The 11,830-nt window shown below is 33.2% G+C and carries 18 protein-coding genes; 8 read left to right on the top strand and 10 right to left on the bottom strand.

Translation table 11 applies throughout. The annotated features are described in order from the left end of the window. Positions 1-15: 15 nt before the first annotated feature. Positions 16-381, bottom strand: a complete 366-nt coding sequence (locus NADRNF5_RS04590; RefSeq protein ID WP_148313109.1) for a hypothetical protein — start codon at positions 379-381, stop codon at positions 16-18. Next, on the bottom strand, positions 378-791 hold the full coding sequence (locus NADRNF5_RS04585; protein WP_048115984.1) for a CoA-binding protein: 414 nt from the start codon (positions 789-791) through the stop codon (positions 378-380). Before NADRNF5_RS04585 ends, NADRNF5_RS04590 begins: the two co-directional genes overlap by 4 nt. A gap of 85 nt (positions 792-876) precedes the next feature. Between NADRNF5_RS04585 and NADRNF5_RS04580 the strand changes: the two genes are divergently transcribed. Both NADRNF5_RS04580 and NADRNF5_RS04575 read left to right on the top strand, forming a co-directional pair. Next, positions 877-1,395, top strand: a complete 519-nt coding sequence (locus NADRNF5_RS04580; RefSeq protein ID WP_048115983.1) for a hypothetical protein — start codon at positions 877-879, stop codon at positions 1,393-1,395. 36 nt (positions 1,396-1,431) lie between these two features. Beyond that, positions 1,432-2,439 (top strand): biotin--[acetyl-CoA-carboxylase] ligase, encoded by a 1,008-nt coding sequence (locus tag NADRNF5_RS04575; RefSeq protein ID WP_048115982.1) that lies wholly within the window; start codon positions 1,432-1,434, stop codon positions 2,437-2,439. A 1-nt stretch (position 2,440) separates the two neighbouring features. Here the strand turns inward: NADRNF5_RS04575 and NADRNF5_RS04570 are convergent, their stop codons facing one another. Then, a complete protein-coding gene (locus NADRNF5_RS04570; RefSeq protein WP_048115981.1) occupies positions 2,441-2,773 on the bottom strand; it encodes a hypothetical protein in 333 nt (110 codons plus the stop codon). A 136-nt stretch (positions 2,774-2,909) separates the two neighbouring features. Here NADRNF5_RS04570 and NADRNF5_RS04565 point away from each other — a divergent pair, with 136 nt between their 5' ends. From NADRNF5_RS04565 to NADRNF5_RS04555, 3 genes are all read left to right on the top strand, one after another. Beyond that, positions 2,910-4,331, top strand: a complete 1,422-nt coding sequence (locus tag NADRNF5_RS04565) for a M57 family metalloprotease (protein ID WP_425339011.1) — start codon at positions 2,910-2,912, stop codon at positions 4,329-4,331. Between the two features lie 122 nt (positions 4,332-4,453). Further along, the gene (locus NADRNF5_RS04560) at positions 4,454-5,365 is read left to right on the top strand and encodes a transcription initiation factor IIB (RefSeq protein ID WP_048115979.1); all 912 of its coding nucleotides are present in this window, start codon (positions 4,454-4,456) and stop codon (positions 5,363-5,365) included. After that, complete coding sequence (locus tag NADRNF5_RS04555; protein WP_237089345.1) at positions 5,358-5,654, top strand: hypothetical protein; 297 nt, start codon at positions 5,358-5,360, stop codon at positions 5,652-5,654. The genes NADRNF5_RS04560 and NADRNF5_RS04555 overlap by 8 nt, the downstream gene beginning before the upstream one ends. Here NADRNF5_RS04555 and NADRNF5_RS11545 read toward each other — a convergent pair. Beyond that, positions 5,651-5,827 carry a hypothetical protein gene (locus tag NADRNF5_RS11545; RefSeq protein WP_237089344.1) on the bottom strand — a complete coding sequence of 59 codons (177 nt, stop codon included), beginning with the start codon at positions 5,825-5,827 and terminating at the stop codon, positions 5,651-5,653. The two genes, NADRNF5_RS04555 and NADRNF5_RS11545, sit on opposite strands and share 4 nt — an antisense overlap. A gap of 269 nt (positions 5,828-6,096) precedes the next feature. Continuing rightward, entirely contained in the window at positions 6,097-6,489 is a 393-nt protein-coding gene (locus NADRNF5_RS04545) for a DUF6659 family protein (RefSeq protein WP_048115978.1), read from the bottom strand. Positions 6,490-6,533: 44 nt separating this feature from the next. On the opposite strand from NADRNF5_RS04545, the gene NADRNF5_RS04540 reads away from it, so the two are divergent. Both NADRNF5_RS04540 and phaC read left to right on the top strand, forming a co-directional pair. Next, positions 6,534-7,142: a poly(R)-hydroxyalkanoic acid synthase subunit PhaE gene (locus NADRNF5_RS04540; RefSeq protein ID WP_048115977.1), complete on the top strand. Its 609-nt coding sequence runs from the start codon at positions 6,534-6,536 to the stop codon at positions 7,140-7,142. Next, positions 7,132-8,196 (top strand): class III poly(R)-hydroxyalkanoic acid synthase subunit PhaC, encoded by a 1,065-nt coding sequence (gene phaC, locus NADRNF5_RS04535; protein WP_048115976.1) that lies wholly within the window; start codon positions 7,132-7,134, stop codon positions 8,194-8,196. Before NADRNF5_RS04540 ends, phaC begins: the two co-directional genes overlap by 11 nt. A gap of 25 nt (positions 8,197-8,221) precedes the next feature. Here phaC and NADRNF5_RS04530 read toward each other — a convergent pair whose 3' ends face one another. From NADRNF5_RS04530 to NADRNF5_RS04520, 3 genes are read right to left on the bottom strand one after another with little or no spacing between them, the layout of a single operon-like run. Continuing rightward, entirely contained in the window at positions 8,222-8,647 is a 426-nt protein-coding gene (locus tag NADRNF5_RS04530; RefSeq protein ID WP_048115975.1) for a hypothetical protein, read from the bottom strand. Beyond that, positions 8,644-9,069, bottom strand: coding sequence for an AbrB/MazE/SpoVT family DNA-binding domain-containing protein (locus tag NADRNF5_RS04525; protein WP_048119030.1), 426 nt, complete (start codon positions 9,067-9,069; stop codon positions 8,644-8,646). Before NADRNF5_RS04525 ends, NADRNF5_RS04530 begins: the two co-directional genes overlap by 4 nt. A gap of 34 nt (positions 9,070-9,103) precedes the next feature. Then, positions 9,104-9,895, bottom strand: coding sequence for an alpha/beta fold hydrolase (locus tag NADRNF5_RS04520; RefSeq protein ID WP_048115974.1), 792 nt, complete (start codon positions 9,893-9,895; stop codon positions 9,104-9,106). 281 nt (positions 9,896-10,176) lie between these two features. On the opposite strand from NADRNF5_RS04520, the gene NADRNF5_RS11900 reads away from it, so the two are divergent. Then, the gene (locus NADRNF5_RS11900) at positions 10,177-10,245 is read left to right on the top strand and encodes a universal stress protein (protein ID WP_425339010.1); all 69 of its coding nucleotides are present in this window, start codon (positions 10,177-10,179) and stop codon (positions 10,243-10,245) included. A 3-nt stretch (positions 10,246-10,248) separates the two neighbouring features. Here NADRNF5_RS11900 and msrA read toward each other — a convergent pair whose 3' ends face one another. Together msrA and NADRNF5_RS04505 are read right to left on the bottom strand one after the other, a co-directional pair. Next, the gene (msrA, locus tag NADRNF5_RS04510) at positions 10,249-10,704 is read right to left on the bottom strand and encodes a peptide-methionine (S)-S-oxide reductase MsrA (RefSeq protein WP_048115973.1); all 456 of its coding nucleotides are present in this window, start codon (positions 10,702-10,704) and stop codon (positions 10,249-10,251) included. Between the two features lie 42 nt (positions 10,705-10,746). Beyond that, positions 10,747-11,769, bottom strand: a complete 1,023-nt coding sequence (locus tag NADRNF5_RS04505; RefSeq protein ID WP_237089343.1) for a hypothetical protein — start codon at positions 11,767-11,769, stop codon at positions 10,747-10,749. Between the last annotated feature and the right edge of the window lie 61 nt (positions 11,770-11,830).

Here is an 11,830-nt window from a genome sequence, read left to right as displayed (position 1 = left end):
AATATTTATCTCTGCCTAGGAGTTAACAGATTTTTTATTTTTGATTTTATCAATTGCCTGTTTAAGTTCTTTTAATGCCCAATCAATATCAGATATATCATCGTCAGATAGATTACTTTTCCATTTATCCAAGACATTATTTGCTATTTCAGAAGAATTGTAAAGTAAGTTCCAATAGGGATGATGCTCAGCTGTAGCATATGCCAGTTCAGTTACATCATTAAGACCATTTTTTGCTCTTGAAAGAGAGGTAATATTCTCACCAAAGATTTTGATGATGTTATTTTCAAGATCCTGTTCAATCTTTAAAGGGATGTTTTGTTTCTCATATTTTTTTGCCAAATCAAGTAAATCATGATAAAAATTTTCAAACGTCATTATTTCATCAATCTCTGATGCTCTGCCAACATGCATCTATTGAATACAACGTCGATTCCTTCTTTTCTAGCAAGTTCCTCAGCTTCAGAATTATGTATTCCTTCTTGGAGCCAAATTACTTTGGGTTTTTTCTTGATTGCGTCATGTATTACGGATAAAACTTGTTCTGAAGGTCGAAAGATATCAATGATTTCAACGTCTTCCTCAATTTCTGAAACAGAAGTATAGCATTTTTTTCCCAGTATTTTATCAGTTGTTGGATTGACAGGCTTTATGTCATATCCGTTATCAGAGAGGTATTTGGGCACATAGTGTGCTGCTTTTGAAGAGTTTTTAGACATTCCAATAACTGCAACTTTTTGCATAGTAAGGATTTGACGTATTTGATCATCAGTGTGTTTGTCTTGTTCCATAAAAGAAAGATATAGTTGGAGAATATAATTTTTGAAGTTTTGCTTAAAACAAAGAATTTTTTACCCAGAAAAAACTAAAAATCGCATGGAAGAAGAACCTAAAGACGTCATAGTGTTGGGAGCAATCAAGCACGGAATCAATAAATTTGAAAAAATTCAAAAAACTACTCAAATTGAAGCCGAAGAATTGAATAAAATTTTAGAGCAATTAGAAAATAGAGGGTTAATTGAGGTTGTGGAGAAAAAAGGATGGTTGGGAAAGAAAATAGAGATGAATGTTACTGAAAAGGGGTCCAAGGAAGTAGATGAAAGAGTACACGAATTGCAAACAAGATGGAACGAAATGTCCCAAATTTACAAAACAGGCGATAAGGAAAAAATGAAACAAAGTATGGATGATAACAAGTCATTTTTACCTATGATGATGTTTTTCGGAGTAATGGATATGATGATGTTTTCAATGATGTTCAGCATGATGGGAATGGCAATGTCAGATTATGTACCAGCAGAAAGTATGCCAGATGGAGGGGACGCAGCTATGGATGATGGCGGCACGGATGCCGGTATGGATGACGGCGGATTTGATATAGATATTGGATTCTAGTTCATATTTTATACTCGAAATTAAAACAGAACTTGATTGATTTACAATTCATTTGACAGTCCAGGGTTAGTTAAAGTTCTAACGTTTTTGCAGACACATAACACAGAGTATTTGTCAGGCCAAGATTTGAGTGATGTTCTCAGAATTAGCAGAGTGGCAATATGGAAGCACATAAAAAAAATTCAAGAATTAGGATACACAGTTGAATCAAAACAAAAGTTAGGATACAAGCTTACATCAAATTCTGATGCGCTTTTACCATGGGAGATTACATCTGGATTAAAAACAAAAAAAATTGGCAAGAAAGCATATTATTTTGATTCAATAGATTCCACTCAAAAACAGGCGCTTAAAATGTCTGAAGACTCTTCAAATGACGGAACCATAATAATTGCAGCAAAACAGACTGGAGGTAAAGGAAGATCAGGAAGAAAATGGCTCTCTCCCAAAGGAGGCATATGGTTTTCAATAATGTTACAACCAAAATTCGATATTTCAATCACCACACTATTTCCAATTGCGTCATCACTTGCATTATCATATGCAATAGAGAAAACATTCAAGATTAAACCAGAGTTGAAATGGCCAAATGATTTGACAGTTAAAGGGAAAAAAGTTGCAGGAATGCTAGTTGACGTATCACTAGAGTCAAACAAGATTGAAAGTTTAGTTTTAGGAGTGGGAATAAATTTTAATGTAGATGTCAAACAGATTGAAAGAATTCTAAAGGATACACCTAATTTTTATGGAGTTGCGTCACTAAGTGAGCAAAAAATAAAAATAAAGCCAAAAATGTTAGTTCAGACATTTTTATTAGAATTAGAAAAAATTTATGAATCATTAAATAAAAAACAAACAAAGAACATTATTTCCAACTGGACAGAAAGATCATCCACTATTGGGAAGAAAGTAGAACTCAATACAGCAGATGGCAAAATAAAAGGCGATGCGATTAAAATTGATGATGACGGTGCATTAATTATATCAGAGAAAAATAAAACAAGCAGGGTTATTGCAGGGGATATAATTCATTTATCAAAATAGATTATTTTCTAGTTCTTTTGGTTTTTGATGGTTTCTTTTTCGATTCGATCATGGAGGATTGTGTTTTAAGAATCTCTTTTAGATCTTTTTGTATCTCAAAAACAGATGAAAGCATTTCCTCTAGAGCCTCAGAATACTTTGCATATGCAGAAATTAATTCAGTTTTCTTATCATTTGATTTTGATAGAAATTCGTTTGAACGCACCAAATTTGCAGAAGTGATCATTTCTCGGATATCAGTCGGTAAATCACCTAATTGGTTCAAATCATACGTGATTTCTTGTATTTTTTTTCGTAAATCATAGATTATTTCACCCGCTCCAACTTTTGCCAATACAAAAGACGTATTGATGAATAAATTAAAGATTTTCTAATAGTGCCAAGGACCGGCTATGTAAAATAACAAGGCCTTACTTGGTACAAAATAGAAATAGATTATATCTAAAACGAAGAATATGAAAAATGATACAATGCAACATAATCATTTTCTAGCCATAGTTTTGTTTAGTTCATTTATTCTTACAACACCTGTTTTTGCCCAAACAGAAAAAGAGGCTGAAGAGATGTTTAACCAAGCCACAGATTTGTTTGTAAATGGAAACTACAATCAAGCAATTACCATTTATGACGAAATTTTGGAGATTGCACCTAACAATATTTCAACTCTCAAAATGAAAGGAATAGCACAAAGTAATCTCGAAGATCATACAAATTCATTAAAACAATTTTTCAAAGTTTTGCAATATTCTCCAAATGATCCATTAGCATTAACTGGTATGGGGGTAGGATTTGGTAATCTTGGAGAATATCAAGAAGCCATTGCATATATTCAAAGAGCACATGATGAAAAGCCCAATAGTGTAGTAATTAATAATTATAAAGAATTTATCGAAAAAGTTATTTCAAAATACCCATACACACCAACAGAAAAGCCAAAAGGTTTAGAAAAAGAATTCATTACCACAATTCCTGAATGGGTAAAGCCAATAGCCAAATGGTGGTCTGAAGAAAAAATTGACGATACAGAGTTTGTTTCAGCATTACTGTATCTTATTGATAATCAAATAATCCAGATTCCACCTGTAAAAACACAAAATGTTTCAAATGAAATACCCCCATGGATAAAAAACAATGCAGGATGGTGGGCAGATGGAGAAATTGACGATGATTCGTTTGTATCAGGAATTCAGTACATGATTGAACAAGGAATCATAACGGTAAATACTCAAAGTTCAGATAAAAAATCACAAGAAGAGTTAGAACATGAGTTTTACTTGTTTGGAAAATATCTAAGAGATGTTTCAAACAATATTGCTAAAGAAAAAAGATACATTGAATTCCCTAATCCCAGCCAAGATGTAATAAAGAAATTTCTAAGAGATTACATTAAATGGAATTTTGAGGCAGAAGTATCTAAAGCATCCAGTAGTTTTCCAGATCCTACGTATGAGATAGTCGATGGAACGTACAATATTTTTTACAAAGTATTCATCAATGAGCAGCCAACAGGGCTTCCTTTGGATCATGTAAACACGCTGCAAAACTCCTTAGAATTTTGGGAGAAGCAAGAATTGAATACAAATGATCAAAAGGCCAAGATAAAATTTGAAATAACAAATCAAAAACATGAAGCAAACGTATGGGTAACATGGGTAGTTCGAGATATCGGAGAAGGAGTTTTAGGCCATGCACATCTTGGAAAGGGAGTAGTCGAAGTGACATTAGGAGATTACAATTGTGACGGAAGTTTTCAATTGTATGATGTAAAAAGTGTAGAGACAATCATGACACATGAATTAGGGCATTCAATAGGATTGAAGCACGTAGAAGATCAAATGAATATAATGTATCCATCATACACACCATCATATGCTTATTGCTTATTGAGCTAATTTCAAAAATATACAATCATATTCTAAAAATTGAGAACAAGTATTAGCTTAACCTACACACAATTAACCTGCAGAAATTAGGTAAAATGAATAATAAGGTAATTGAACGATAATGAAATATTATGCTTAAAAATACAATGATCTCAGGTCCAAAGTGCCCATCATGTGGAAATCAAAAGATTGTGACAGATCAGGACACCGGAGAATTGTTTTGTGGAAAATGTGGGTTTGTAGTTACAGACAAAGTTGCAGATACAGGTGCAGAGTGGCGCTCTTTTTCAAATGATGAAACAAACAGAACAAGAGTAGGAGCTGGAACATCATTAACAATGCATGACATGGGATTATCAACTGTAATAGGAGCTGCCAACAAAGACTCTACTGGAAAGCCATTATCTGCCAGTGTAAAAAGTTCCATTGAAAGACTAAGAACTTGGGATAGTAGAACGCAAGCACATTCATCTGCAGACAGGAATCTAAGACAAGCACTAAATGAGATGGATAAATTAAAAGATAAACTTGCGTTAACTGATGCAGTAGTAGAGAAAGCAGCTTACATTTACAGAAAAGCAATGGAGAGAAAATTAGTCAGAGGTAGATCAATTCAAGGATTAGTTGCAGCATGTCTTTATGCATCATGCAGAAACACAGAGACTCCCAGAACACTAGATGACATTGCAAAAGGAATCAACATCAGAAGAAAAGATGTTGCAAGATGTTATAGATTGATTTTCAGAGAATTAGAATTAAAAATGCCAGTAGTTGATCCTGTCAAAGGGATCTCAAGAATTGCAAGTATTGCAGAGCTAAGTGAAAAAAGCAAACGAAAAGCAATTGAGATTCTAAATCAGGCAAAAACAATTGGCATAGTTGCAGGAAAAGATCCCATGGGTATTGCAGCAGCTGCATTATACCTAGCATGTATCAGTACAGGAGAAATAAAATCTCAAAAGGACATCTCAATTGCATCAGGAGTAACAGAAGTTACGATTAGAAACAGATGTGCGGGATTAAGAAAAATGCTCAATGATTGAAATGCTAGAAAGCAAATGGTCTGAATGGTTAGATAACAATCAAGAAATTATTTCACAAATCCCTGAAAAACCCGGGGTGTATATGATGCATGAATCAATGAAAATATTGCTAATTGAAGGCTCTCAAAACATGAAAAAATCAATTAATGAAGCACTGATGGAGAAATGTGTTTCAAATTCAACGAGAATTAGATTTTGTGAAGAGGCGAATTATGATCAAATAAAAAATAAGTTGCTTTCAGACTACAAAAAAAGACATGAGGGCAATTTTCCTCAATGCATGAGTTAATCTCTAGATCTTTGAAATTCTAATTTATCCCATGGGAAAACAACATATCCAGAACTTTTTGTTTTTGCAGCATAGATTAATTGTTTGGGGTATTTCTTACCACATCTTGCAAACAAAGTAACAAAGACAAGTTTTGATGGTTCATCAACTTTTGAAATAATTTTCTTAAACACATCACCGGTATCAAAAATATCATCAACAAATAAGGAATCTGAGGGTATCTTTTTTTGTCAACTAAAATTTTTTCAATTCCAAGATGATCTGCAAGTAAACGCGATGGGATTAACCCACCTCTACTAACAGTTGAAATGCTTGTAAATGTTCTAGGTAATTTTGAAATAGTTTTTGAAAGTATTTTCACCAGTGATTCTATCTCACTCCAATTGACATTCTGACTTGATATCATAGTTTTGATTTGAAAAAAGGTGATTTAGTAGTTTGCTCAGAAAGTTTTTGTTGGAGATTTTTTCAAAGGCTCGAGGATTTTTAGAACTTTGAATGGTAATTTTCCAAAGTCTAGATCTTTTTCAGATGATAAAAGTAGTACATCATCGTTATTTAGTGGAAAGCTCATTACAATGACCTTATCTCTGTAAGACATTGAAAAATGAACTTTACCAAATTCATGATCAAATTCACGTCTCATTCTAACACGTAAGGCCAATTCCATGAACATCATCTCATCTTGTTTTTGGGCTTCAAGTGACAGTAGACCTTTTTTCATTCCACCCGCTGTAAGGTGCCCACGGCTGTTGATAATTCTTGCAGAGCGCATTTTAGGATCAAGTTTAATGATTTTTTGGCATATTTTTTCTAGCTCTTCAGCATTCTCCATTAGTCTAACTTTACAAGCGATCTATTTATTGCGAGCTGTGATAAATGATATCTGTGCAGCCAGAGCAAACTAAAGAAAAGGTAGAACCAACTAAAGAGATTGCAGATCAATTCAAACATCTTTCATTATTTTGGACAGATATTATGCATTTGATGGCAAGCAAGCCCCAGGCACTCACTTCAATTGGTCCCATGCGAGCATTTGCTGCAAACTCTAAGAAAATTTCAACAGAGTTAATAGAAATTAATGAAGATTTGATGGAATTCAACAAATATCTCACTCAATACTACAAGCAGCTCTCAGAAGCTTGGGGTGTTGCTCAAAAGAAAGTGAATCTAAAAGCTCCTGAAGTACCTCAGGATGTTGAGCAAATAGAGGCATTCAAAAGAATTTGGATTGACATTTTTGATAACGATTTTACAGAATTATTTGATTCTGAAAATTTTGGAGACAATTATGGAAAACTAGTTTCAAAAGAACTTGAATTGACAAAGCATTGGAATAACATAGCTAATGTAATTTTACAATCAGTAAATCTTCCAAGTAAGGAAGAGATAGATGAAGTTTACAAAGAGATGCATTCATTAAAAAAAAGAGTTGGGAAGTTAGAATTAGAATTAAAGAAAAGAGAGATGAAGAAAAATGCAAAGTGAGTCCAAAGTAGATCCAAAAATCATTGAAGAAATTTTGAAATTTAGTAAAAATGTAATTAATGCTCCAAAATTAGTTTCAGCACCTGACGAGATTGTTTTGGAAGTAACCCCACACGATACGGTACAAATGATGGATAAAACTAGATTGATACACTATAGATCTCTTACTGAAAAACAACACAAAACACCATTATTGATTTCATATGCACTGATAAACAGATACCATATTCTAGATATCCAACCAGAAAAAAGTTGGGTGAGGAATTTACTACAACAAGGATTTGATGTCTATATGTTAGATTGGGGAACACCCACTAGCATGGACAAATATCTTGATTTTGATGACTATGTTAATGGGTATTTAGATTCGTATGTTGAATATATCAAAAATGAATCATCAAATGAAAAAATTTCATTACAAGGATATTGCACGGGTGCAACTATAGCAACAGCTTACGCATCTTTACATCCTGAAAGTGTAAAAAATTACATTGCAACTGCACCAGTAATAGATGGATGGCGAGATACTACTGTGATAAGTAATCTTGCAAAACACATGGATGTGGATAAAATGGTTGAAATAATTGGAAATATGCCTCCTGAATTCATGTACTATTGTTTTTCAGTGCTCAAACCATTTGAGCAAGGAATTGAAAAATACGTTAAATTTTTCAAAAATATTGATAATAAAAAATTTGTAGATAATTTCCTAAGAGTAGAAAAATGGTTAGGAGATACACCTCCAATCCCAGGAGAATTATTCAAACAATGGATTAAAGATATCTATCAAGATAATTTATTGATTCAAAATAAGATGCACATAGAAGGGCAAAGAATTGATTTGAAGAAAATTGACATGCCTGTATTTACGCAAGTGGCAGTAGGAGATCACCTAGTATCACCAGAATGCAGCATGCCGTTACATTATGCCATTGGAAGTGAGGATAAAACATTGAGAATGTATCCAACAGGGCATGTAGGGATGATTGCCAGCTCATTATCACAAAAGAAGGTACTACCAGAGTTGGGAAAATGGTTAGCTGAAAGATCATAAAAAAAGAAAAAGAAAAAAATTCTTTCTAATTAGTTTTTGTAGTGAATACAGAAATCCAAGATTGTAGAATGTTTCTGTTTAGGTCAGCAAATGACTTTGCATTATCGTTGAATGTTTTGATATTTTGTTGTGTTGCATCGATAGTTGCAAGTGCTACTTGATTTTGTATAGAAGCTGCCTTTACAATTTCTTCTGTTGTATCATGAATTACTTTAAGTGCAGTTTCAGGAATATTTGCTGCAATACCTGATTTCTTTGCATATTCTTTTTGTAATGTGATAGTTGAATCTACGACATTTTCATATGCTTGTAGGTATTCTTGTTGTACGTTAGTAATTGATTGATGATACTGAGGTACTGATTGTTTGATACCATTGAAGATTTTGTCTATATTTTCTTGATATGTAGAAAATAGATCTTTTGGATTACTGGTTGTTTCGTTCTTACTCATTGTTTCACCTCCTTAGTTTTTGATTTTTTTGCAATTGGTAGGATGATAACTTGAACCAAGTCACCGTCACTCAAGCCAAGTGCATTACGTTCAGCTTCAGGAATTGAGATTCGCCCATTACTACTAATGGTAGTTTTGTATGCACCCCAATTCATGAAAGATGGAAGCATTTGTCCAATGTTAAACATGGTATCCATGCTTTTGTTTTGCATAGATGCAACATTCTCCATAATGTTTGATTGGGCTTTTCGAGTACTGTCAGAAACTCCTTTGAGTGTTTCTAATGGATCAAATGTTTTACCAGGTTGATTTGTCATCAAAGCTCCAAAATTTTTCATAAATTCTGCTTGAGCTTGACCACTTTTTTTAATCCAAGATTTGAACATTTCACTAGGATCGTATAGGTTTTGATTACCATTCATTGGCAATCATAGGAAATAGTTGTATTTAAATGATCTAAGAGTCGCCTAGAAACTCTAAGGATTTATTGGCAAAAGTCTGCGGATCTTGTACATACGGAGTATGGCCACATCCCTCCATTATACAAAGTTGGCAGTCAGGGATTTTAGAGATAAATATATCAGCATTTTCAATTGGGATTACAGGATCATTGGCGCCCCAAAGTACTAAAGTTGGGGTGACAATCGATTCAAGTTTTGATGAACCAAGTTTTGAGTTTTTCAATCCCAAGATAGTAGACATGAATGCAAGTTTTGCATTAGGCAATTTCATTCGCTCGACAAAACCATTAACAATATCTTCAGGAACTTCTTCTCCTGAACCTTCCATTAGTTCAAATGCTTTTTTTGCATTTATCTCATTTGGGTACAAAGCTGCCATAATGTATGCATCAAGGGCAGGAGTTGAATGCTCCATAACTCCAGCTGGAGATGTAAGAATCAATTTCTTAACTTTCTCAGGATTAGATAATGTGAATTCAGCAGAAACTTGTCCCCCTAAAGAAGAGCCAATTACACTTGCACTCTCAGTATTGGTCAAAGAGAAGAATTTACTTAAAAAATCTGAAAAGTATTCAGGTGTATAATCCACTAGAGGTTTGTCACTATACCCAAACCCAATAAGATCAGGAACCAATACGCGATAGTTTTTTGCAAAAATAGGAATCACTTTATCCCATCGTTCAGCAGAAGCTCCCAAACCATGAATAAGTACCAGTGTTTTTTGAGAATTTCCAGATTCTAAGTATCGGATCTTATTTTCATCGATCTGAAGAAATTTTTCTTCCACTGTTGATGCACCATTAAATCACTAGATAAATTTAATGAAAATATCGATCAAGAAAACAACAGTGTTTAATTTCTAAATTAATAAACAGATTTCTTTTTTAAGTTCTAAAATACGAGATCTGTAGATACAAAAGAAAATCTGCAAAATTTTAGTTCCATGGATGGTTCAAAAAATCCCATAAGGAGAGATGAAGTCAGATATAACATCATCAAGATGGCTCACGTAAAAGAAAAATTTGATATGACAGTAATTGGTTCACGAGGTAGAAGTTAGGAAAAGAGATGTTTTTTGGAAGCACATCAAACTATGTGGTACACACATCCAAAATTCCAGTAGTTATTGTTAAATAATTTTTAAGAGAATCCGTGTTTTTTGAAATATTTTTGATGATATTCCTCAGCTTTGTAGAAGGTTGGAGCAGGAACTATTTCAGTTACTATAGGTTTATCAAATTTACCTGATTTTTCAAGTTCTTGTTTTGATTTTTCTGCAATTTTTTTTTGTTCTTCATCATGAATAAAAATTGCAGAACGGTATTGATTTCCAATATCAGGCCCTTGGCGATTCAAAGTTGTAGGATTATGATTATTCCAAAACACATCCAAAAGTTCCTCATAGGATACCTCATTAGGATCATATTCTACTTCTACAGCTTCTGCATGACCGGTTTTATCAGTACATACTTCTTCATAAGTGGGATTTGGAAGTTGACCACCAATGTATCCCACTTGTGTTGATTTTACACCCTTAGTTTTATTTAGTAAATCCTCAACATGCCAAAAGCATCCTGCGCCAAATGTTGCTTTCATAAAATTATTTACTAATTATAGAATTAAAACCATTCTAAATTATTAAATTAAAATGATATCTTTTTGAATAAGAAATTTAAGAGAATTAATAAATTCTTGTTGAGAAATTAAATCATTAGCCCACCAATGAGAAGTATTTCTAAACCATGATGGAACGTCATCTATACTTGAATCAACATAATCAATACCAGGTATTACAATTATCTTGTTTTCTATCATAAAATCCAATCCAGACATAAATTCAGAATCAGAGATATCGCCTGTTGCCCAATTTTTTGCATGAGTTTTTATCCAATCAGGAATATCTGTAGAAAATCCCAAGACATCATAAATTGTTTTATCTAGAAATTGTGAATCAAACCATGATTTGTATTCAGGTTCAGTATAATATCGGTCGATGTAATACTGTGGTGATTTATCGAAGGAAGGAAAGTTTTCAATTGTAGTAGTTCTATACCCCACAACATCATCAATAGAATATAATGGGAATTGTGAATCAAACCATGATTTGTATTCAGGTTCAGTATAATATCGGTCGATGTAATACTGTGGTGATTTATCGAAGGATGGAAAGCCTAAAATTCTCATTTTAGGATTTTCTGTAAAAGAAATTTCAGATTCCATCTCAGTCAATGAAGGAGTTTTTGGAATAGTTGTTTCAGGTAACGAAGAAGTTGGGTTAGGATTATTTGATTCTGAGTTGTTTGATTCGGCACTGTTTGATTCTGAATCAGACGATATTTCTTCATAATCGATTAATTTTTCAAGATTTCCAGCATAAGAGATTTTGATAGTATATTTTCCATCCTCATTCCAAGTAGGACCACCAGCATGAATGGTTTTAGTAAAAGTGCCATCATTCTTTGGAATCGCACTATCAATATGGGCCAATCCACTGCCACTAGGAGTAATGATTTGAATAATTATTGTTGGAATTGCAGAATCATACACAACATTACCAGTAATTTTGATCGAGTCACCAAGACGATATAATGATTTATCAGTTGTGAAATTTGTAACGTCTGCAAAAGAGGAATTAAAAGAAAATGAAATTAGAGCTAACATCAAAAAAAGAATAAAATAGTGATTCATGTTTGAATGCTAATTTGATCAGATATAATTAAAC

The sequence above is a fragment of the Nitrosopumilus adriaticus genome, assembly GCF_000956175.1.
Lineage (GTDB): Archaea > Thermoproteota > Nitrososphaeria > Nitrososphaerales > Nitrosopumilaceae > Nitrosopumilus > Nitrosopumilus adriaticus.
This window is presented reverse-complemented; position numbering and strand designations above follow the sequence as displayed.

Excerpts from the sequence above, each read along its gene's own strand:
- NADRNF5_RS04505 (WP_237089343.1), bottom strand. The coding sequence starts at position 11,769 with ATGTTAGCTCTAATTTCATTTTCTTTTAATTCCTCTTTTGCAGACGTT.
- NADRNF5_RS04555 (WP_237089345.1), top strand. The coding sequence starts at position 5,358 with ATGATTGAAATGCTAGAAAGCAAATGGTCTGAATGGTTAGATAACAAT.
- NADRNF5_RS04545 (WP_048115978.1), bottom strand. The coding sequence starts at position 6,489 with ATGGAGAATGCTGAAGAGCTAGAAAAAATATGCCAAAAAATCATTAAA.
- msrA (WP_048115973.1), bottom strand. The coding sequence starts at position 10,704 with ATGAAAGCAACATTTGGCGCAGGATGCTTTTGGCATGTTGAGGATTTA.
- phaC (WP_048115976.1), top strand. The coding sequence starts at position 7,132 with ATGCAAAGTGAGTCCAAAGTAGATCCAAAAATCATTGAAGAAATTTTG.
- NADRNF5_RS04560 (WP_048115979.1), top strand. The coding sequence starts at position 4,454 with ATGCTTAAAAATACAATGATCTCAGGTCCAAAGTGCCCATCATGTGGA.
- NADRNF5_RS04540 (WP_048115977.1), top strand. The coding sequence starts at position 6,534 with ATGATATCTGTGCAGCCAGAGCAAACTAAAGAAAAGGTAGAACCAACT.
- NADRNF5_RS04565 (WP_425339011.1), top strand. The coding sequence starts at position 2,910 with ATGCAACATAATCATTTTCTAGCCATAGTTTTGTTTAGTTCATTTATT.
- NADRNF5_RS04585 (WP_048115984.1), bottom strand. The coding sequence starts at position 791 with ATGGAACAAGACAAACACACTGATGATCAAATACGTCAAATCCTTACT.
- NADRNF5_RS04580 (WP_048115983.1), top strand. The coding sequence starts at position 877 with ATGGAAGAAGAACCTAAAGACGTCATAGTGTTGGGAGCAATCAAGCAC.
- NADRNF5_RS04530 (WP_048115975.1), bottom strand. The coding sequence starts at position 8,647 with ATGAGTAAGAACGAAACAACCAGTAATCCAAAAGATCTATTTTCTACA.
- NADRNF5_RS04525 (WP_048119030.1), bottom strand. The coding sequence starts at position 9,069 with ATGAATGGTAATCAAAACCTATACGATCCTAGTGAAATGTTCAAATCT.